This window comes from Pseudomonas sp. LBUM1643 (assembly GCF_059716215.1).
Genome location: NZ_CP166813.1, coordinates 2,288,868 through 2,310,355, shown reverse-complemented (window position 1 = coordinate 2,310,355; position 21,488 = coordinate 2,288,868). Strand labels below are relative to the sequence as shown.

19 protein-coding genes and 3 pseudogenes are annotated in these 21,488 nt (G+C 52.4%); 6 read left to right on the top strand and 16 right to left on the bottom strand.

Annotated features, from left to right (window positions below):
• Window positions 1–406: 406 nt before the first annotated feature.
• Together ACA063_RS10465 and alr are read left to right on the top strand one after the other, a co-directional pair.
• Window positions 407–1,864: pseudogene (locus tag ACA063_RS10465) on the top strand (tyrosine-type recombinase/integrase).
• 434 nt (window positions 1,865–2,298) lie between these two features.
• A pseudogene (gene alr / locus ACA063_RS10460) lies at window positions 2,299–3,535 on the top strand (alanine racemase).
• Between the two features lie 169 nt (window positions 3,536–3,704).
• Here alr and ACA063_RS10455 read toward each other — a convergent pair.
• Entirely contained in the window at window positions 3,705–4,127 is a 423-nt protein-coding gene (locus ACA063_RS10455; RefSeq protein ID WP_497665772.1) for a DoxX family protein, read from the bottom strand.
• A 110-nt stretch (window positions 4,128–4,237) separates the two neighbouring features.
• Here ACA063_RS10455 and ACA063_RS10450 point away from each other — a divergent pair, with 110 nt between their 5' ends.
• The 3 genes from ACA063_RS10450 to ACA063_RS10440 all read left to right on the top strand — a co-directional run bounded on the left by ACA063_RS10450 (window position 4,238) and on the right by ACA063_RS10440 (window position 6,352).
• Window positions 4,238–5,149, top strand: coding sequence for a LysR family transcriptional regulator (locus ACA063_RS10450; protein WP_497665771.1), 912 nt, complete (start codon window positions 4,238–4,240; stop codon window positions 5,147–5,149).
• Window positions 5,150–5,327: 178 nt separating this feature from the next.
• Window positions 5,328–5,963, top strand: a complete 636-nt coding sequence (locus ACA063_RS10445) for a LysE family translocator (RefSeq protein ID WP_497665770.1) — start codon at window positions 5,328–5,330, stop codon at window positions 5,961–5,963.
• 86 nt (window positions 5,964–6,049) lie between these two features.
• Window positions 6,050–6,352, top strand: a complete 303-nt coding sequence (locus ACA063_RS10440) for a PhzF family phenazine biosynthesis protein (protein ID WP_497665769.1) — start codon at window positions 6,050–6,052, stop codon at window positions 6,350–6,352.
• Between the two features lie 292 nt (window positions 6,353–6,644).
• Here ACA063_RS10440 and ACA063_RS10435 read toward each other — a convergent pair.
• The 13 genes and pseudogenes from ACA063_RS10435 to thrC all read right to left on the bottom strand — a co-directional run.
• Window positions 6,645–7,384 (bottom strand): annotated as a pseudogene (locus ACA063_RS10435) (cache domain-containing protein); the annotation flags it as partial.
• A gap of 35 nt (window positions 7,385–7,419) precedes the next feature.
• A complete protein-coding gene (locus ACA063_RS10430) occupies window positions 7,420–7,923 on the bottom strand; it encodes an Lrp/AsnC family transcriptional regulator (protein ID WP_497665768.1) in 504 nt (167 codons plus the stop codon).
• Window positions 7,924–7,935: 12 nt separating this feature from the next.
• Window positions 7,936–8,697 carry an ABC transporter ATP-binding protein gene (locus ACA063_RS10425; RefSeq protein WP_497665767.1) on the bottom strand — a complete coding sequence of 254 codons (762 nt, stop codon included), beginning with the start codon at window positions 8,695–8,697 and terminating at the stop codon, window positions 7,936–7,938.
• Window positions 8,698–8,749: 52 nt separating this feature from the next.
• Complete coding sequence (locus ACA063_RS10420; RefSeq protein ID WP_497665766.1) at window positions 8,750–9,460, bottom strand: ABC transporter permease; 711 nt, start codon at window positions 9,458–9,460, stop codon at window positions 8,750–8,752.
• Entirely contained in the window at window positions 9,457–10,185 is a 729-nt protein-coding gene (locus ACA063_RS10415) for an ABC transporter permease (protein WP_497665765.1), read from the bottom strand. Before ACA063_RS10415 ends, ACA063_RS10420 begins: the two co-directional genes overlap by 4 nt.
• A 52-nt stretch (window positions 10,186–10,237) precedes the next feature.
• Entirely contained in the window at window positions 10,238–11,002 is a 765-nt protein-coding gene (locus ACA063_RS10410; RefSeq protein ID WP_497666504.1) for a transporter substrate-binding domain-containing protein, read from the bottom strand.
• 193 nt (window positions 11,003–11,195) lie between these two features.
• On the bottom strand, window positions 11,196–11,513 hold the full coding sequence (locus tag ACA063_RS10405; RefSeq protein ID WP_497665764.1) for a DMT family transporter: 318 nt from the start codon (window positions 11,511–11,513) through the stop codon (window positions 11,196–11,198).
• A gap of 171 nt (window positions 11,514–11,684) precedes the next feature.
• A complete protein-coding gene (locus tag ACA063_RS10400; protein WP_497665763.1) occupies window positions 11,685–12,893 on the bottom strand; it encodes a trans-sulfuration enzyme family protein in 1,209 nt (402 codons plus the stop codon).
• 38 nt (window positions 12,894–12,931) lie between these two features.
• A complete protein-coding gene (locus tag ACA063_RS10395; protein ID WP_497665762.1) occupies window positions 12,932–14,467 on the bottom strand; it encodes an amino acid permease in 1,536 nt (511 codons plus the stop codon).
• 100 nt (window positions 14,468–14,567) lie between these two features.
• Window positions 14,568–15,986: an aldehyde dehydrogenase family protein gene (locus ACA063_RS10390; RefSeq protein ID WP_497665761.1), complete on the bottom strand. Its 1,419-nt coding sequence runs from the start codon at window positions 15,984–15,986 to the stop codon at window positions 14,568–14,570.
• A 2-nt stretch (window positions 15,987–15,988) separates the two neighbouring features.
• Complete coding sequence (locus ACA063_RS10385; protein ID WP_497666503.1) at window positions 15,989–17,038, bottom strand: homoserine dehydrogenase; 1,050 nt, start codon at window positions 17,036–17,038, stop codon at window positions 15,989–15,991.
• Between the two features lie 128 nt (window positions 17,039–17,166).
• A complete protein-coding gene (locus ACA063_RS10380; RefSeq protein ID WP_497665760.1) occupies window positions 17,167–17,604 on the bottom strand; it encodes an Lrp/AsnC family transcriptional regulator in 438 nt (145 codons plus the stop codon).
• 14 nt (window positions 17,605–17,618) lie between these two features.
• Window positions 17,619–19,184, bottom strand: a complete 1,566-nt coding sequence (gene thrC / locus ACA063_RS10375) for a threonine synthase (protein WP_497665759.1) — start codon at window positions 19,182–19,184, stop codon at window positions 17,619–17,621.
• A 75-nt stretch (window positions 19,185–19,259) separates the two neighbouring features.
• Here thrC and ACA063_RS10370 point away from each other — a divergent pair, with 75 nt between their 5' ends.
• Window positions 19,260–19,742 carry a DinB family protein gene (locus ACA063_RS10370; protein WP_497665758.1) on the top strand — a complete coding sequence of 161 codons (483 nt, stop codon included), beginning with the start codon at window positions 19,260–19,262 and terminating at the stop codon, window positions 19,740–19,742.
• Between the two features lie 66 nt (window positions 19,743–19,808).
• Here the strand turns inward: ACA063_RS10370 and ACA063_RS10365 are convergent, their stop codons facing one another.
• Together ACA063_RS10365 and ACA063_RS10360 are read right to left on the bottom strand one after the other, a co-directional pair.
• Complete coding sequence (locus ACA063_RS10365) at window positions 19,809–20,705, bottom strand: dihydrodipicolinate synthase family protein (RefSeq protein WP_497665757.1); 897 nt, start codon at window positions 20,703–20,705, stop codon at window positions 19,809–19,811.
• The gene (locus ACA063_RS10360; protein ID WP_497666502.1) at window positions 20,706–21,428 is read right to left on the bottom strand and encodes a B3/B4 domain-containing protein; all 723 of its coding nucleotides are present in this window, start codon (window positions 21,426–21,428) and stop codon (window positions 20,706–20,708) included. It lies immediately after the preceding gene.
• Between the last annotated feature and the right edge of the window lie 60 nt (window positions 21,429–21,488).

Sequence of the window (21,488 nt, the reverse complement as noted above, 5' to 3'; positions counted from 1 at the left end):
GTATCATTCCGAGTAACAAAAAACCAATTGTAAAAATCCGTGATTTTTTTTCGGCCTTACCCATGAGAAGACTGCGAATGAGGTTTCAATTCACGTGAGCGCGGTGAGGATTCCACCCAAAGCCAGTGAATTGGTAGGGGGAAAAACGATCTAAAACAAAAAGGGGTCGCGAGAAAAAATCTCGCAACCCCTTGAATTATATGGTCGGGACGGAGTGATTCGAACACTCGACCCCTAGTACCCCATCTCCTTTTTCATACTTCTCGAAAGCTTCCAAAATTTTACTCTGGATTTTTCTAAGCTAGTATTTACTTGAGCTCCAGCGGTGTTCTGCTCTACGAGAGTCCAGTAACGTCCACCAAGAGCCGACGTTTTTGTGGGGGTAAAAGTAGGGGGAGTCCATTACATGGCCAAAATTACCATCAAAGAACTCGAGTCGCTGACCGCCGATGATGCCGGCCGAATCCTCAGGGAGGATGGCAATCTCGCCGGTTGAGTCTCAGTCCGTAAGGACGGCGTGTCGGTCAGCTTTTTCTATCGTTATCGCTGGGGCGAGCAGAACAAAGAGTACTCCTGCGGGTCTTGGCCGCGCAAATCCCTGACGGATATCCGCAAGGCACGCAACCAGGCTCGAGCGCTCATCGATGAGCAGATCAATCCCAACGAGCACAAGAAAACAGCCAAGGCACAGGCGCACGCCGCGACTAACGTAGAGGCCGAACAGGAAACGACGCGGAAGGCCCAAACACTGACCGTCCAGGATCTGGCCAAGGCCTGGCTGTTGGATGGCGTGGCGCGTAAAGACGGCAATGCCGAGTTGCAACGACGCTTTAACAAGGACCTTTTGCCAGCACTTGCCAAGACAGCGGTGAACAATGTTTCCGAACACGATGTTCGGGCGCTGATCCGGGCCGTGGTCAACCGCAGCGCTCACCGGCAAGCCATCAGCTTCTTCGCCGACCTCACCCAGATGTTCAGCTGGGCTAGAAAGCGCCAACCTTGGCGGGCGTTACTGGTTGAGGGTGATCCGACTGAACTGGTCGACATCTCCCCATTGATCCCTGCCGACTACGAAGCTGAAAGAAGCCGCATCCTTTCCCCGACTGAGCTGTTGGAACTGCACAACCGCTTCCAGCAAATGACCGCCGATTACGACGCCCTCCCCGCGGGCCAAAAATACGACGGTATTCGGCCGCTAAAGAAGGAAACGCAGCTCGCGCTCTGGATCAGCCTGGGCACCTTGTGCCGGATCGGCGAGTTGCTGCAGGCCGAATGGAAAAATGTCGATCTGGAGCGGCAAACGTGGTTCCTCCCCAGTGAAAACGTCAAAGGCACGCGCGGTAAGAAACAAGACCACCATGTCTTCCTCTCCCCCTTCGCTCTGCATTTCTTTCAGGAACTCAAGACCCTGACGGGAGACTCCCAGTGGTGCTTTCCGAACAAGCAGGATGATGGGCATGTAGACGTGAAGGTGGCGAGTAAACAGGTGGGCGATCGCCAGGCCCGATTCAAAAACCGCAAGGCCCTCTCGAGACGGTGTCACGACGATACCCTGGTCCTTGCTGACGGCCAGAACGGCGACTGGACACCGCATGACCTACGGCGCACGGGCGCGACCATGATGCAGGCGTTGGGGGTCAGCCTGGACGTGATAGATCGCTGCCAAAACCATGTGCTGGCGGGTTCTCGGGTGAGACGCCACTACCTGCATCACGACTATGCCGAAGAGAAGAAACGCGCCTGGAACCTGCTGGGCGATCGGCTCAGCGCCGTGCTGTCCTCAACTTACGAGCACACGCAAAACGAGTCGATGCTGTCTTTTCCAGCGTACGCGGCGACAGAGACGCGACACCCTCATAGATGAACCGCATCCAGAGTTTTCCGGATCTCAATATCAGCAATAAATTCGTGCTGTGACTTGGCATTCGCGCTCAACCGACGGCCGATTCTCAACTCAAGAAATGATAGGTTTCGGTCAACCATGGAAGTAACGGATTCAGTTAAAGTATCAAGGGAGAAACCAACAAACAATCCACGAATTGATCTTTATATCGGCGCCGATTGAAAACCAACTCCCTTCTCACGAACCGCTCCCACACCGCCCCGCCGCCCATCCGGCAGAAACAGTAATGATACTAACTTCAGAATAACCCATACGAGCAATTAGCTTGCTGCAACGAGCAAAACGCTCTATGCAACAAGCTATTTGCCAACTGGCACCCGTTTATTGGCGGTGTAGCATTGAGTGAACAACACGACACCAACTACCGCTACAAAAAAAACTCAAAGGATGAAATAATGAAAATAATATCTTCTCACTTTGTTGCTGTTGGTTTCCTTACACTCGGCACTCAGGCTGTCGCTGCACCGTTGCTACAGGAGTACAACTTCAAGCAGGACATAAATACAACAATAGCCCAAACAAACGCCTGGTTAGAGATCAGTAAATCTGCTTTCAAGCAAAATATCGAATTCGTAAAAGGCGGATTATCGAAAGGCAGTAGTTTGTGCGCTGTGATGAAAGCAGACGCTTATGGTCACGGTATTGCATTATTGATTCCGACGATCATGGAAGCGGGCATTAATTGCATCGGTATTGCGAGCAATGAAGAAGCGCGAATTGCCAGAAAAGAGGGTTACACCGGAAAAATAATCCGCGTTCGGCAAGCTACGGAGGGAGAAATCGTCAGTGCATTGCCCTATGAGATTGAAGAGCTTATCGGCAATGCGCAGGTAGCCCGAGCCATCAGCGCGCTGGCAGAACACAATGGCAAGCCCATCAAAATTCATCTGGTTACCAATGCGGGTGCCATGAGCAGGAATGGCTTGGAGCTTGCCACCGAGCAGGGAAAAAAAGACGTACTGGAAATCACCTCAATGAAGGGATTGAAGGTCACCGGGATCATGACGCACTTCGCCGTCGAGGATAAGGCCTTCGTCATGGAGGCCTATGACAAGTTCATGTCGGAGCAGGACTGGATCATCAAGACAGCCCACTTGAACCGTGACGAAATCACCGTTCATTGTGCCAACTCGTTCGCAACGCTTGACGTCCCCGCAACACACTTGGACATGGTGCGCGTAGGCGGAGCGCTTTACGGCGATTTGATCGGCCGTGCCGAACTGAAACGCGTCATGTCACTCAAAAGCAAGGTTGCTGCCGTCAACACTTATCCTGCCGGAAACACAGTGGGTTATGACCGCACCCTCACACTGACTCGAGACTCCAGACTCCAGACTCGCCAACATCCCAGTAGGTTACTCAGATGGCTACCGCCGAGTGTTTACCAACAAGTCTTTTGTCGTCATCGATGGTGTGAAAGTGCCCACGGTCGGAAAAATCTCGATGAACACAGTTATGGTGGATGTGACCGACATAAAAAATGTCAAGCCCGGCGACACCGTAACGCTCTATGGCAAACAAGGCGATGCGGAGATCACACAAGCTGAATTGGAAGACATCAATAACGGTGTACTTCTTGCTGACGTTTACACCATGTGGGGCACATCAAACATTCGAATACTGGTCGACTGAAGCGAACGGCCCCATCGCGCGTGATGAAAAACCACCTCATCAGGGTGGCTTTTCATCGCCGAGTTGCGCTGATCCGCCAGCAGGCCAAAAACCGCACCAGGGCTCACTTGGCAACGGAGCTTCGGGCTAGGCAGTGGTCTTGGTTTTCTCAGGACGTCTGTTCGGTTTTTCAGCTGGCGGCATTTTTATCCAATGCACGCTGCCGCGTTACGGCATAAGCACCATCGCCACACAGAGCGATAGCAATCAGCACCGCCGTCCAGAATGCCGGGTACTCCCAGCCCCCGCCGGTATTGCTGAACAGCCAGCCATTACTCGAGTGCACCCAAGTGGCACCCAGCAAAACAGGAATGGCCGCCAAAGCTGCATAGCGAGTTTTAAAGCCCAGCACCAGCATTGCACCCGTGGAGACCTCAACTGCGAGAACCAGCCACGCCAACACACCCGGCAAGCCAATCGACTCAAAAAAAATTGAAGTACCAGACATTCTAAAAACGAAAACCTTTAAATACAGAGAGTGCGCCAGCAACGCAATGCCCGCTGTCAGGCGCAGAAATAAAACACCATAGGAGGTACTTTTATAATCGTCCATACAACTTCCAAAATAATACTGACAGCGCACAGTGCGCTGCCTTCCGAATATATTGTTGCGGGTACTCAGCAACCCTACAATCTGCAATTTAGCTATTACGGACTGCATATATGCACACTTGGGACTGGGACGATCTGCGCCTGATACTTGCCGTTGCCGAACACAAGTCTTTTGCCGCTGCCGGACGCGCGCTTCATCTTAATCACACCATGGTGCTGCGGCGTATCAATGCGTTCGAAAAACTTCATGCATTTCGACTGTTTGAACGCCTCTCGACCGGCTACACAACGACTGACGCCGGAGAAGAATTACTGCAGACCGCACAGACCATGAATATCGCCGTCAGCGACCTGTCCCGCAAACTAGAAGGCAAGGATCTGCGATTGGAGGGCATACTCCGCATTACCACCTGCGATACTTTAATGGCATCCATTTTACCGGGAGCACTTGGAGGGTTCAGTGCGCTCCATCCCGAGATATCACTTGAAGTCACCACAGGGAATTTCATCAGCGACCTGGCCCAACGGCATGCAGATGTAGCAATACGAACCGGTGACAGCCCTCCCGACACATTGATCGGTAGGCGAATCGCTGATGTCGGGTTTGCCGTTTATGCTGCCAGGGGTTTTTCTGATCGTCATGGGAGCGTTGATCCAGCGCACTTCAATCGTTGGCTGGCACCGGATCTCGCGCTCGGTCAAATGGATATCGCGAAATGGCTGCGTGCCAGCGTTCCTGCAACGTCCATTGTTTTCAAGGCCGACTCTTTGGTCACCCTTAGGCAGGCTGCGCTGGGCGGCTTGGGAATAGCCGCACTCCCCTGCTATTTGGGAGATTCAACCCCCGGACTTGAGCGGGTCCCGTACGTAGGACTCAACGCCCTTAAAACGGGACTTTGGGTCCTCACCCATCAGGACCTGAGGCATACCGCGCGGGTGCGGGCCTTCACCCGTTTTGTGAGTGAAGCACTTCAACATGCCTGGCCTGGACCGGCGCAAACCTCAGCACCTTCGGAACAATGAGCAGGACTCAAATGAGAAAGCTGTCGCCCCCTCGTTGAACTGCCGGCAGTTGGCTAAGTGCTGCACGGAGTATCAGCGTTTGAACCACTCGATCGGAGGATCTAAGTGAATAACGAAATGACGGGCATGTTGCAAAGACTTAAGCTGCTGACCGGAATGTATGTTTTAGGGGTTACCAATGTCATTTGATTTTCATCACCTGCTGCTCGTGTTTACCGCATACATCGTCGGAGCAGCCAGCCCAGGGCCGAGCAATATGCGAATCATGGGCGTCGCGATGCACCAGGGACGCAAGCCTGCGTTGCTGCTGGCGGCCGGTGTAATCAGCGGCTCTTTTTTCTGGGGCTCAATGGCCGCCACGGGCGTTTCAGCCATTCTGGCGCAGTTTGCACAGGCGCTTTTCGCACTGAAAATTATCGGTGGAATCTACCTTATTTTTCTCGCTATCAAAGCCGGCCGCTCTGCCCTTGCCTCTGACAAGCGAATCGAACAAATGATGGCTGCTGCGCCAACTGTTTCGGGCTTCAGTCTCTACCGACGAGGCCTGCTCATGCACCTCACAAACCCAAAGGCGCTGCTGGGCTGGATCGCAACCATGACCCTCGGCCTGGGCCCTGAAGCCACCCCAACGACGGTCGCAATTATCTTGGCCGGTTGCGCCGTATTGAGCATCACAATCTTCTGTGGCTACGCGATTGTCTTCTCCACTGCACCGATGATTCGAGGCTACCGCAAGGCTCGGCGCTGGATTGAAGGAACCCTTGCACTTGTGTTCGGTGCAGCAGGGATAAAGCTACTGCTCTCACGCAGTTGAAACAACGAGCAGAAAACAAATAGCATTCCCCCGGCTCACGTACAGTCGGTATATTGACCTTTAAGTCATTATAAAAAGAGATGCGTATGATGCTCAAAATGTTCCAGGTAGATGCTTTTTCCGAGACCGTATTCGGTGGTAATCCAGCGGCGGTTCTGCTGCTGGAGGACTGGCTACCCGATCAACTGATGCAATCGATTGCCAATGAAAACAACTTGGCAGAGACCGCATTTGTAAAGCCATCCGGAGACCACTGGGCGCTACGCTGGTTTACCCCAACTGTTGAAGTTAATTTCTGTGGCCACGCAACGCTGGCCACCGCCCATATATTGATAACCGATACGATGTGCCCAGCCCGTTATGCTTCTCCACCCGAGTGGGTGATCTGAAAGTGCAGGCATTGGGAAACGAATACCTGCTGGACCTGCCATGCATTGAGCCGGAACACCCCACTCAATTGCCCGATAGCATCGCTCCGCGGCTTCGCGACAATGCCGTCAGTCACTTCAAGAACTTTGAGAACGTGTTTATTCAGGTTGCCACCGAGAGGGATGTTCGCGCCTATCAACCGGACCTCAACACGCTTGCGCAACTGGGGCAGGTCGGTGTGGTGATCACGGCTGCCGGCGAAACGTACGACTTCGTCGCGCTACTTCGCCCCAGGTGCCGGAATCCCCGAAGACCCTGTGACCGGCGTGAGTGAATCCCTAACCATCGGGTAAGATCACCCTCTCCCTGAGCGATATCGCGCATGACGTTACCCATCACCTTAATCGGCCGCATTAACACACTGATCAGTAGACCCAGCAGTAAAAGCGTGACGACTACCGCTATAAACGCGGCCAACAAAGCCGAGATACGAAAATCCGTCGGTGCTGCGTAGGCTTTATTTTTGTCGATCGATAAAGCGATGTACCAGTTCACCGAGGGCAACCCCTCGATCGGGGAGAACATCAAAATCCGAGGTTCCCCTTCCTGCTCAGTCTCACTGATATGGGTACTGAGAGTAGGAGGGTTTTGCGGGAAGATCTCGCTCAGCGTTGTCATCACCTTATCTTTGTCCGGATGGACCAATACCTTGCCATCGGCACTGACCAAAAAGGCATATCCGATTCCGCCCAGATCGAGTGAGCTGACGATCGTTGCCAATGTATCCAGTGTCAGGTCTCCTCCCACCACCCCAAGCGTCTGGCCGTCACGGCTTACCGGCGTCGCAATCGTCATCATCAACTGGCCGGTAGTAGGCTCTGGACGCTACTCGCCGTGATTTTGCTCATTTCTTCAAGGTGGTTTTCAAGGTTCGTGCGGATGGTTTTGCGCTGGATCGAATCGTTGTACAGCGTAAAGAGGGAAAACGCTGCGACGACGACGAGCGATGCAGCAAGCAGTACCTTATGACTGAACTTCAGGTTGGCAATCATCATGTGGTATCCGAAGACCGGGAGTGTTGTAGTTGTTATTCGATGCCAAGGTGCGTCGATGAGTGCTTGATAACGGCCAACTCTGGATAGGCCGCCAGTTTCTCAATATGCAGCTCAGTACTCTCCAACCAACGTTCAGTGAGCAAGCGGAAATGCTCCATATCCCGGCAACGCATCCGCAGACAGTAATCAAGCGCACCACTGATGAGTTGGCACTCAATGACCTGCGGGCAAGCACCGACTACGGCTTCAAACGCCTTTTGCGCGGCGAGCCCCTTGCCATCAGCCAATCCAACCAGCACCAGCAGAGATAAACCAGGTGAAAGCTTGTGCTCATCGATGAAGGCACCATAACCACGAATGACCCCTAGCCTTTCCAACTTACGTACACGTTGCTGGCAAGGGCTCTCACTCAAATGCACAAGTGAGGCGAGTTTTCTATAAGTGATGCGCCCGTTGTGGCGCAGCACATCAATGATTGCCTCGTCGATACGCCCCAAAGTTTCAAAAGTCCTCAGGGCTTTACTTCCACTATTCATACGGAAGGTTTTTCACTTCAGTCCATTGGACAGAAATTGTTGCAGACGCTCGCTGCGCGGGTTATCCAGAATTTCTGGCCCGCCCTGCTCTTCGACAAGACCCTGATGAAGAAACAGCAGTTGGTTCGAGACCTTGCGGGCAAAACCCATTTCATGGGTCACCATGATCATGGTCCGTCCTTCTTCTGCGAGCCCTTGGATGACTTTCAGCACTTCGCCCACCACTTCAGGATCCAGCGCCGATGTAGGCTCGTCGAACAGCATGACTTCAGGCTCCATCGCGAGTGCGCGAGCGATGGCTACCCGTTGCTGTTGACCACCAGAGAGAAACGCAGGGAATTGATCGGCAACACGGGCCGGCAGCCCGACCTTTTCCAAGTATCGCCGGGCACGATCTTCCGCATCCTTTTTGCTGACACCCAGCACCCGCCGTGGTGCAATGGTGATGTTGTCCAACACGGTCATGTGGCCCCACAGGTTGAAGTGCTGGAACACCATGGCCAGGCGGGTGCGCAATCGTTGCAATTCACTGTCATCCGCCACGCGCAGCCCCATATGGTTTTTAACCATGCAGATCGGTTTGCCATCCAGACTCATGGCACCGTCGTTGGGTGTTTCGAGAAAATTAATGCAGCGCAGGAAAGTACTCTTTCCAGAGCCACTGGCGCCGATCAGGCTGATCACGTCGCCTGTTTTGGCTTGCAGGGAAACGCCCTTGAGTACTTCATGGCTACCGTAACTTTTGTGTAGCCCTTCAACAGTCAATTTGTACATGTTTGCAATCATCCTCTAACGCGGATTGGAGCAGCAGTGTCAGATACTGGGCTCAGTGAGTCGGACCAAGAAAAGCCAGCCAGTGACGCTCGGCGATTCGAAACAGGCCGACCAGTGCAAAGGTCACCGCCAGGTAAATAAGTGCCGCAATCCCAAACGATTGAAAGGTCAAAAAGGTCGCGGAGTTCGCGTCGCGGGCGACTTTAAGAATGTCCGGCACAGTTGCGGTAAACGCCACCGTGGTCGAGTGCAGCATCAGGATGACTTCGTTGCTGTAATACGGCAGCGAGCGACGCAAGGCTGATGGCATGATCACAAACGCATAGAGCTTCCAACCTGAGAGGCCGTAAGCTTTCGCAGCCTCAACTTCGCCATGGGCAATGTTGCGAATAGCCCCCGCAAATATCTCCGTGGTGTAGGCGCAAGTATTCAGTGCGAAGGCAAGAATGGTGCAATTCATCGCATCGCGAAAAAAAGCATCAAGCACCGGCTGCGCTCGTATGGCAGCCAGGCTATAGATCCCGGTGTAGCAGATCAGCAACTGGATGTAGAGCGGCGTCCCCCTGAACAGATAGGTGTAAAACTGCACCGGCCAGCGCACATAAAACCTGGGCGACACTCGAGCGTTGGACAGCGGAATCGACACAATAAAGCCGATGAACAGTGAGGCACTTAGCAGCCACAATGTCATGGCCAGCCCGGTTATCTGCTGACCATCGCTGTAGAAGAAAGGCCTCCAGTACTCCTGTAGAAGTTCGATCATCGCACCGCCTCCCGTGAACCCACTGCGTAGTGCCGTTCCAGGCAGCGCAGGACCAAATTGGAGATGCTGGTGATGACCAGATACGTCAAAGCAGCCAGCACCAGGAAAAAGAACAGCTGGTAGGTGCTTTTTCCCGCATCCTGGGCGGCCTTCACCAAGTCAGCCAGGCCTATGATTGACACCAGTGCAGTGGCTTTGAGAATCACCATCCAGTTGTTGCCAAGACCCGGCAAGGCGAATCGCATCATTTGAGGGAAAACCACAAAACGAAAACGCTGAGTGCGACTCAACCCATAAGCGGTGGCTGCTTCAACCTGGCCACGGGGCACTGCCAGCATTGCTCCACGGAAAGTTTCGGTGAAATAGGCGCCATAGATAAATCCAAGGGTCGTGATTCCAGCAACAAATGGATTGATCTCGACGTAACTCCAGCCCAGTGAGGTGGTCAGTAGGGTCAACCAGGTTTGCAGGCTGTAGAAGATCAACAGCATCAGCACGAGGTCCGGCACACCGCGGATCAGCGTGGTGTACACCTGGGCAGACAAACGCAGCACTTTGACGCTGGAGAGTTTGGCACTGGCCCCGACCAGACCCAACAACACGCTGAGCATCAATGACGCAATAGACAGCTTGACGGTCATCCAGGCGCCTTCCAACAGCAGAGGGCCAAAGCCCTTCATGCTGAATGCAGAAAGTCCCAGTGCGCTTAATAGTGTTTCGAACATGATCAGCAACCTATAGCGATAAACGCCCATCCAGCGGATGAGCGTCAGGGGTTTATTTGCCGCTGTAGAGATTCAGATCGCCGAAATGTTGCTGCTGGATCGAATCGTAGGTGCCGTCGTTGTGTAGCGCCTGGATCGCTTTATCCAGCTGCGCCTTGAGTTCAGCATTGCCCTTGGCAATGCCGATCGCTGTTTTCGAGGGGAGTAAAGGGCTGTCAACTGACGAACTGATTTCGTAGGCAGCGCCCTGCGGCGAATTTATAAAGCCAAGCTTGGCTTGCAGTGTGTCCTGGATAGACGCATCCAGCCGCCCTGCTACCAGGTCGTAATACACTTGATCCTGATTTTGATAGGACTGAATCTTTACACCGGCTTTGTCCAGCACGGCTTTTGCATAGGCTTCCTGAATGCTGCCCTGAAAGTAACCGACCGTTTTGCCTTTGAGCGAGGATACATCTTCACTCAGTCCCGATCCTTTCTTGAATACATAGGAAGTAAACCCGGAAAACAGCTCGTTAGAAAAATCGATGGCTTTTTCACGCGTAGGAGTGACCGTCATGGACGAGAGAATCCCGTCAAACTTGCCCGCTCTCAGGCCAGGGATCAAACCATCAAAATCGCTTTCAACCCAGATGCACTTAACTTGAAGCTTGGCACAAATGGCATTACCTAAATCAATGTCGAATCCCTTCAGACTGCCATCGGCCGCCTTGGACTCAAATGGAGCATAATTAGCGTCTACGCCAAAGCGCAGCGTTGTGTAGTCTTTGGCCCACGCCACATTCAAGCACAGTGGAAAGAGCACTATAAAACACATTTTTCTTAGCGAATTCATATGTACATCCCTAGGTATTGTAATTGGATTCAAGGGCAGTAAGAGCTTGACAGCTTTAACACATAACTCTGTAAGTTATTTTTGAGGCGATCGCCTCAACTTGAACATTACCTGAATACTATGACTTAACAAATATGGCAAATTGATCAATCTCATGAGCAAAATGCTCGCGCCTTTATGCTGAGGCCAATTTCATCATCAACAGACCGCCGACGATTAAAATTGCGGCAGCAACCCGCAACATGCTGGCAGGCTCTCCGAGGAAAGCGATGCCCACCAAAAAAGCGCCAACCGCCCCGATACCTGTCCAAATCGTATAGGCGGTACCGAGTGGAAGACTTTTCATCGAGAACGAGAGCAGGGCGAAGCTGGCTACCACCATAACTAATGTCACGACAGTGGGTACTACACGCGTAAAGCCTTCAGATTGCTTCATCGAAAACGCCCATACCACCTCCAGCAATCCTGCAACAATCAAACTTATCCAAGCCACAATTAGACTCCTTTAAAAAGTTATTAATAAATAGATCGCTTTGCGCTTCGGAGGAGACCCGGCGCAACATGGCAAACTCATCATCGAATTAAAAAGACCCCCGCGTGCACGGGGGTAAAGACGGGTTGACCAAACCCTGTTTGCGTGACGCCACAACACTACAACTAATGATCAGATCAACTTGAAAGTTTCATCCAAGGCCAAGCAAATATCTTTTATCAGGTCATCAGCGTCCTCGAGCCCGACCGACAAACGCAAGTGGCCGTACTCCTGAAACTCCTTGGGATACTTATCGAAGCCACCACGCCCCTCTGCTCCCACATGAACAATGAGCGTTTCATCATGCCCCAGCGAAACGGCAGAAGTGATAATGCGCAAGTTAGAAACAAAGCGATTCTGGGTGTCAGGGTCGCCCTTCACTGCGAAGGCCATCATCGCCCCAAAACCACGACCGGCAAATTGCCGCTGAGCTAATTCATGCTGTGGATGAGAGGCTAGCCCCGGGTAATAAACATAGGCAATACGGTCATCTGACTCGAGATATATGGCCAGTTTTTCCGCATTGCTCAGGTGCTGCTTCAAACGCAAAGGCAGCGTGACTGAGCCCCGCATGATTAACCAGGCATTGAACGGCGAGATAGTTGCGCCAAGGTCAACCAGTGCGTCGTGCTTGATGTGATTCATCATCTGGGTAGAACCCAAGACCACACCACCCATTGAGTCACCATGACCGTTAATGTATTTGGTCAACGAATGAACAACCAGGTCTACACCATGCTCACTGGCGCGGAAAAAGGGTGGCGGTGTAAACGTTGCATCTACAGAGATCAACGCGCCCTGAGCGTGCGCAATCTCGGCCAAGGCAGCGATATCCGCTACCTTGGTCGTAGGATTCGCGATCGTTTCAGTGTGAAGCAGCTTTGTATTGGGCCGGAATGCCTGCCGGACAGCATCCAGATCGCCCATATCCACAAACGTTGCCTCAATACCATAGCGTTCAGGTAGAAGTTCGGCGAACAACCGCCATACGGCTTCATAGGTGACATCACTAACCAGGACATGGTCACCACTTTTCAAAAAAGTAAAAAACACTGCATGCAACGCAGCTACGCCGGTTGCAAACACAACACCAGACTCAGTCCCCTCCAGCGCTGCGAGCTTTTTCTCCAGGCACACTTGGTTGTGCCCTTGATTCCGGGTATACACAAGGCCATCTGGGCTGGACCAATCCATTGTCGAAGGATCATCCGGCAGTAGATAGGAGTTGGCCATGACTAATGGCGTACGCACCGCGCCAGTCGTCGTGTCAATTACGTTGCCCCCATGAACAGCCAGTGTTGCCGCAGAAAGCGTGGTGAGATTTTTCTTGTCAGGACGCATGGGTATATTCCTCCAAAGTGCATTGTCGTTTTGCTTGTTCAATTTTGAAGTGGAGTACGCGAGTGGTGGAGGGCCTGATCGGCCGGAACCAAATCCTGGTTCTCATCGAATACCAGTGCACCAGACTCAATCGCACGCACACGACCACGTACCATGTACCAACCGACTACCAACACCGCAGCGTAGATTGGCAGCGAAGCAATTGAATACGTCCCAACCGGATAATCCATCGCAATCAATATCAGCACCAAACCAAAGAAAATAAGCGTGGCGTAACCACTGTACGGAGCAAAAGGCATACGAAACTGCGGTCGCTCCAACTCCCCAAGCTGGGCATATTTGAAGAGCTTGATTTGGCACAAAATGATCGTTGACCATGATCCAATCAGCATTACAGCAGTGAGGGTCAACGCAATTTCAAATGCTTCCCCCGGAACAATTGCATTCAGAAAGACCCCGATCAGGGACGCAACTGTTGTCAGCATGATGCCGGCGAATGGAACACCCTGACGGTTCATCTTCGCCAGAAAACCAGGCGCTGAACCGCTGATTGCCAGGGAACGGAGTACTCGACCGGTTGAATAGATACCCGCGTTCAGAGAAGAAACGGCCGCCGTGATCAGGACCATATTCATAATGGCATCCGCGCCCTTGATTCCCAGTGATCCAAAAAAGGTTACAAACGGACTTACGCCTGCTGAATATGCAGTGTGTGGGAGCAGCATTGCCAATAGCAGTATGGAGCCTACATAGAAAACAATGATGCGGAACACCACTGCGCGAATGGCCTTAGGCATGACTTTGGCGACATCCTGGGCTTCACCCGCGGCAGTACCGACTAACTCCACACTTCCGTAGGCAAATACCACTCCTTGGATCATGATTACTGCGGGCAAAAGCCCTGCAGGAAACCATCCACCATTGTCTGCGATGAGTTTGAATCCAACTTCATGTCCCGGGAGTGGCGTGCCAAATAGAACCATATACACGCCTACACCCAGAAACGTAGTCAACGCAGCCACTTTGATAAGGGCAAACCAGAACTCGAGTTCGCCAAAAATCTTTACCGACACCAGATTGATCGCGGTGACGAGCGCTAACGCGGCAAGTGCAAGCAACCACTGCGGAATGTCCCCCATAAAGGGTACATAGGACTTGAAAAAGTTCAGATAGAGCGCGGTAGCAGTAAGGTCTGCAATAGCCACCATCACCCAGTCGGTCCAGTACATCCAACCAACTGCAAACGCCCATTTCTCACCATAAAATTCTCGAGCGTAAGAAACAAAAGAACCTGATGAAGGCCTGTACATCACCAGCTCGCCCATAGCTCGAATAATGAACCAGGCGAAGAAGCCACATATAGCGAAGACAAAAACAAGAGAAGGCCCCGCCTCTGCAAGACGCGCTCCAGCGCCCATGAAAAGACCACTGCCAATCGCACCACCAATGGCTATCATCTGAACCTGGCGCGGCTTGAGCACCTGTTGGTAACCCGATTCCTCAGCGCTGAAGTCTGTTCTTCGAGCGACACGGGATGCCTGCTCTGGCGCAGGATTTAAATCGCTAATACTCATCTCTGTTACCTTTTATTTTTATTCTGGACGAGACTCTTCAAGGCAGAAGAGTCTCGCCAAGGATCACGCTGAAGCTTCAAGCCCTACAGGAGCGACTTGTTTAGTTCCCACTCACGCCGTTAATGCAAACCACTTTGGGTTGCGTCATATCTTCATACGCGAAACGCACACCTTCACGGCCCATGCTCCCGTACTTGAAACCACCGAAAGGCATTGCGTCGAATCGATAATCCGAGGAGTCGTTAATCATGACGCCGCCAGCCTCAAGCCGTTTGGCTGCCTTCAGCGCAACATTCAAATTACTGGTGAAGATCCCAGCATGCAGGCTGTAGTCTGGTTCATTGGCGAGCGTCAGGGCCTCATCCAGGGAACCTACGCTCTGGAGTATCACGACAGGGCTGAACACTTCTTCGCACCACAGCTTGCAGTGCCGGTCGACACTTTCCAGGACAGTGGGCGAATACAGCGATCCGTTGCGTACATTGCCAAACAGCAAGGTCGCGCCTTTCGTGATGGAGTCATTCACCACCTCCTCGGTGTGCTTGGCTGACGCCTCAGTAATCATCGGGCCGACATCCGTCTGCTCATCTGCAGGATTACCCACGATCAACTGGCTGGTTTTCTCAACGAAGCGTGTTTTGAATGCTTCGTAGAGCGGCGCCTCAATCAGAATCCGCTGGGTACCAATACAATTTTGGCCGGCAGCCCAAAAAGCACCCGACACACACGAGTCGACTGTTTCATTCAAATCACAATCGGCCATCACGATGACTGGGGCATTTCCTCCCAGGTCCATCGCCAGTTTCTTGAGCCCGGCTGTACGCGAGATTTGTTCACCCGTGACGAAGCCACCCGTGAACGAAACCATACGTACCGCCCGGTGCGCGACCAAGGCCTTGCCCAGCGCAGCACCTCCTGTGGCGACTGTCACAACAACTGGAGGTAGGCCTGCATCGATAAGACAATCCACCAGCTTGATCGCTGATAGCGGTGTGAGCTCAGACGGTTTGAGTACAACCGCATTTCCACCCGCAATTGCTGGCCCAAGTTTATGTGCGACTAGATTGAGGGGATCGTTGTAAGGCGTGATCGCGACGATTACACCAAGGGGCTCACGAGTGAACCATCCCTGGCGAGATTCGGATCCGACATAAGCATCGAAAGGGATCACTTCGCCGGCATTACGCTTGGCTTCCTCAGCCGACAACTTCAAGGTATTAACGCAGCGCAACACCTCCTTTCTCGCCTGCTTCAGCGTTTTGCCCGACTCAGCCACAATCAGTTTGGCAAAGGCATCCTTATCGCGTTCAACCGAGAACGCAGCTTTTTCCAATATGCGTGCACGTTCATGTCGCGGCAGATCCTTGGCAATCAAGGCACCCGAAATAGCCGTGTCGACTATCGTGGTGGCTGATGAAGCAGGGATGTCTGCCACCTCACCCACCTTGCTACCGTCAAACGGGCTAAGCACCGTAATGGCTTTATAATCAGCAGCGAGTGAGAGACTCAAGCTATTCATGATTACTTACCTGACTGGGTTTTGTGCTTGTGAATGCTCACAATATCGGCGAGCAAGGCGAAGGCAGTTTCAAAGCGACCGGCACCGGCGCCCACCACGGTTACAGGGCCGAGAATGGCGGTATCAAACGTAATGGCGTTGGTCGCTCCACTCACACCGCAGAGTGCATCATTGGATAGCAATAACTGAGGACTAACAGAGGCCGAGATCGAGCCATCACTCCGTTTCTCTGCACTGCCGATAAGCTTCCACCGGGCATTGGCTTTAGTCGCCTCAGCAATATCTTTGGCGGTAATTTCAGAAATACCCTTGCAAAGGACATCACTAGGCTTGAGCTTTGCCCCCAGCAGTTCATTCGCCAAAATGACGACCTTCAGACGTACATCATGGCCTTCCACATCCGCTGTTGGATCAGCTTCGGCATAACCCAACTCCTGCGCCTTTGCGACAGCCTCGGAGAAGTCCAGACCAGTTTCCATGCTGGAAAGGACAAAGTTGGACGTACCGTTGAGGATCCCTTTGAAACCGTTGATTTCCGAACCGGCCAAGGACTCCTTGGCCAAACGGATAACCGGCGTTCCGCTCATCACCGCGCCTTCGAATTCGAAGCGGGCGCCGGTGCTTTCTGCAAGCGCTTTCAAACTATCAGCATGCAGTGCCACCGGCCCTTTGTTGGTGGTCACAACGCTGGCGCCCTTCTCCAAAGCCCAGCGGCAGAACGTAGTGGCTGGCTCCCCATCCACGGGGTTTGTGTACGTTGCCTCAGCAACGATATCTGCACCCGAGAAGCGGATGACCGTTTCGTTAGCTGGCTCAGCACTGCCGCCGGGCAAGGTTCTGAAACCACCTTTGGCGGCAGGTACCGCGGCCAATTCATGTGCATCCAGACCGTCTTTGTTGATAATTGAGCCAAGATAAAGATCGCTGACACCGACAATTTTCAGTTTGAAACCCAATTCATTCGCCCAGCGCGAGTTCTTATCGGCGATTAGCTGAGTGAGGGCGCGATTGACGCCACCGAAGCCAAGCAGAGCAATTTTATATTCAGTCACGACAAAGATCTCATTGTTATGTTTTGGTGCTGAAATAGTAAGTCGCCAACGCACTTTCACGAATATGGCAAACAGAACGTAATTGCGAGCAAAATGCTCGTTCGGCAGCGCACCTTGCTTTATCCACACTACTTGGTGCAGGATAAAACGAAGGAAGTCACAGTATTTAGAACCCCTGGCAGCGCTGAGATTTCACTCCAGACCCTGTGGATACGATCTGAACTCATAGCCTCGACCGTCAATACAATATCAAGATCGCCACTCATCACATTGCACGAGATGACTTCAGGTATTGCTACAACAGAACGGACAACTTCAGCATCACGCATCCTGTCTTTACGATAAACGAAAATTAACGCGTTGATGGGTCCGGCATCCGTGGAGGGCATACCTTTAATGATCGTATAGCCCCTGACGTATCCATCGCGCTCCAATCTTTCAATCCGCAGCCTGACCGCATTCCGGGACAAGTTAACTTTCATTGCAATATCATTATGAGCAAGCCGCGCGTTACGCGTGAGCTCTTCCAATATTTTCTCATCAACTTTATCTAAAACACGTTTCATCTCTAACTCCAAACTTATAACGAGCGAGACTCCGGGTCTGTGGACAACGTCCCGATGAGCTGCTTAAGTGCGCCAACATCGTTAGGAATTGAAACGCATCTATAATCGGGTCTAGGAGGAGCACCGATCCCTTTGATGACACCCAGCGCGTCTGATTCATCAGTCACTACAGCACTCTTCGATGGGCGTGTTGTCGCCAGACAGATCATCGGAATAAGCAAGCTGCGCCTGCTGACACGAGCAGCTCGCAGGCCAATTGCGGTGTTGGGACTGACCAGATAACCACTCTGCGCAAACACCTCATGAATGCTCCTGAAAGCATCCGAATCCTCCACGGCCAGAGAGTCGAAAAGTTTACGCGCCTCCAACCATTCGTCTTGCTCTAACTGAATCGAACCCTCGCCCTCTAATAACTCCATATTTCGGGCTACTTTTTCTCCGCACCGGTTAAGAATACTCCATTGCAAACGTTCAAAATTCGAGGCCAGTGAAACGTTCATACTAGGGGTATTGGTAATGCGAATTTCATTACGACTGTAGAGATTAGTTTGGAGAAAGTTATGCAACCCCGCATTGGCATTGGTGGCCACGATCAATTGCCGGATCGGCAACCCCATTTCCCTGGCAATGTAGCCCGCATACAGCGCACCAAAATTCCCGGAGGGTACGCTGAAGGCAACTTCTCTGTTAGGTGCCCCTAGTTGAAGCGCCGAATAAAAATAGAAGGAAAGATGTGCAAGTACTCGAATCCAATTCACGGAATTGAACGATATCAGCTGCTGCGTTTCGTTATTGTGCTTGAAGAACTGTTCGCAGAGGCGATGGCAATCAGAATAATCCCCTTCGACAGCAACATTAACTATGTTTTTTTCACCCGTACTCAATAAGCGGCGTCTATGCTCTTCCGTTATTCCTCTGGAGGGATGCAGCACAATTACGGTCACACCTTGCATACCAGAGAAAGCTTTTATAGCAGCAGCACCTGTGTCTCCACCGGTGCAACCTACAACAAGCGCTTTCTTTCCAGATTTCAGTAAACCGTGCTCAACCAGGCGAGCCATCAATTGGAGACCAAAGTCCTGATAGACGCCTGCTGGCCCATGAAACAATTCCAATATCCACTCATTACTCGCCGTTTGGTAAAGCGGTGCAACCGCTTTGCTTTTGAAGCATTCAAACGTCTCCTCGAGAATCTGAGACAGGTGATCTTGAGGGATCCAGCTACCCATAAACGGTTCAATCACATGGCGCGCCAGTTCATGGAAAGGAAGCCATTCCAGCCTGGAGAGATCCTCCTTTTTGAAGCGAGGAACCTTGAGAGGGACGAACAACCCTCCATCTGGTGCATACGCGCCCATGAGCACGTCACTGAACTCGAATGTTTTGCCAGGGGTCCGCGTGCTGACGTATTTCATAATCTGAGACACCCTCTCGCAATCTTTGAGCCAGCCGCCTCTCTGGCGGTGCTCTGCTGAAATCCAATGCGACGATTTAAATCGCTTGCCATCCAGCTTCCGTCCATTGACTATAAAAGTCAATATAGTGACTATTCCATTTGTCCAATAGCCTTTTTCAGCCATACGCAAAGAGGCCTTTGGCGCTACCTCATCGAATAGCACAAGACATCTGTCAGTTTAGAAATCCGGGAGAAAACCATGTGTGCCAAGAACCTTCTGCATTCGCTTTACCAGTACAAGGCATGGTCTGAGGAGGAGCTATTCAAATGCTTGAAAGCCCCGGCGGCGAAATCCTATCCAGACGAAATGGCGAAAGCGACGTACTGGCTCAGCCACATCAACATTGTTGATCAGCTGTTCATCGCCAGACTGCAAGGAAACCCAGACGAATTTGACTCCGTCGTGACTGACCAACCGCCGAACCTGACTCAGCTAGAAGAACAATTTTCCATAGCGAATCAATGGTTTGTTGACTACACCAAAACAGTCACCGCAATGGAGTTGTCTGGTCCAGTGGCGTTTATTTTCAAGGACGGGAAGCCAGGCAACATGACGAAGGAGCAAATCCTGGCGCATGTGCTTTCCCACGGTCTGCAACATCGAGGGGGTATCGGAACTATCTTGCCACGCGAGATCCTGCAGGATCACCAGGACCACTTCACAACGTTTTTGAAACGCTAGAAACCTGTTCGCCTGCCTCATGGAACATGGTGGGCAGGCGTCCTCCTTCTACGTAAGAAGCCAGGCTCAGTTCAGTTCGAGCTCGTCGATCACCGCGGCAATTTGCTTACGCCCTTCACCACTTATCGTTCGGAGCGGCAGGGGCACGCTTGGATGCTGGGTAAATCCACGAAGCTCTGCGGCAGTCGCCACGACACGAAAGCTACCTCCAAATTGCCTGAACAACGACCAGAGTGGTTTTAAGCATTCAGAAAGGCGTGTGGCCTCATGGGCATCACCAGACAATGCCGCTCGCGTAATCGCTAGCGCCGTCTTGGGGAACAGCCCTCCCATGACGGAGTACCAGGCGTCACAGCCAGCATTCATGCCGACAGCTGCAAAGACATCACCGCTCACCCCGATCGTAACGTGGTTCGGAACCAGCTCTCGAAGACGATCCACGCGTGCCTTGGCAAGATAGGGTGCCTCAGGAACGCCAGGGATTTTGATTGAGCTCACATATGGCAACTCGGCAATGCGCCCATGCAGCTCGTCAGTAAATTCGAAATGGGTGGTACCGGGATTGTCATAGACACATAGCGGAACTGAGATATTGGCCGTGACCGTTTCATACAACGAAAAGACATCTTCCGCAGATAGCTTCTGATAGGAAACAGGTGGCAGCAACAAGGCTTTGACCCCCACCTTTTGTGCCTCCTCGGCCAGCAATAGCACGTCACGCGTGCGTAGCGATCCAATGCTGACCATGACAGGCACATTGCCCGCTGCCTCTACTGCCAACTGCGCAACGCGAGAGCGCTCAGCCCGAGAAAGATACGCATAGCTACCGGTAGATCCGAGTGCACCGATGGAGTCGACATTCGCTGCTGCCAGTTGCTCAACAAGACGAGTAAAGGCATTTTCATCCACACCTTGCTCATTCATAGGCGTCAAAGGAAATGCACTAAGGCCGGTAAACATCATTCATGACTCCATGGCTTCGTCTATTGACTGATTGGCTCCAGGACCAATCAGTGAGCTTTCAATCTGAACGCCTGGCATCATCAGTTGCAGGCCTTCGATAAGCTTGTCACCTGCTTCCGTCAGCGCTTCGAGAGGCATCGCCGGCAAACTTTCCAGAATGAACCACATGTGTTTTGCATCAGCGCTCAGCCGTGTTCTGACACCTTGCCGCCAATTCCAACGACGGCATGTCACGCCTCTATCGTCACGCCATACCACTTCGCCGGCGTCTGGATACTCGTAAGCTGCAGCACCTACTTTCATGGTGTCAAAAGGCTCAGTGCCATCTGCGACCACGAGCTGCGGCGAGCCCACATAGGCGTCTATGTTTTCCCCGCCTACTGGGATCGCGTACTCGATACTGATGGCATTGTAGAGATCAACTATGGGATCCAGGCTCGGCAAGCTGCCGTCACGCAAAACCCGCTTGCGCAACGCTTCGGCTGAGCAAGGCGTACGTTGCGGCTTAGCCCCGAATTTTCGAAAGGTCTCTGCCCATGCTGCCAGATGGGCTTCTCCCCAGCCGGGTCCATCTGACAACACTGACAGGCAAGCGCGATCCAAGGCCTCTTGAGCAACGCCAGGGTTGGTGAGGGGCGCAGCCCGCACTACGATGCTCAGCGCCCTGAAGCCCGGTGCCAGCTCTGCAACTGTTTGGTCAATTAACGGCAGTACGGACAGCATCAAAAATCTCCAGTGATCCACATGTCGTTTCATGCTAGCCACTGGCGACCAAAAAAGTCA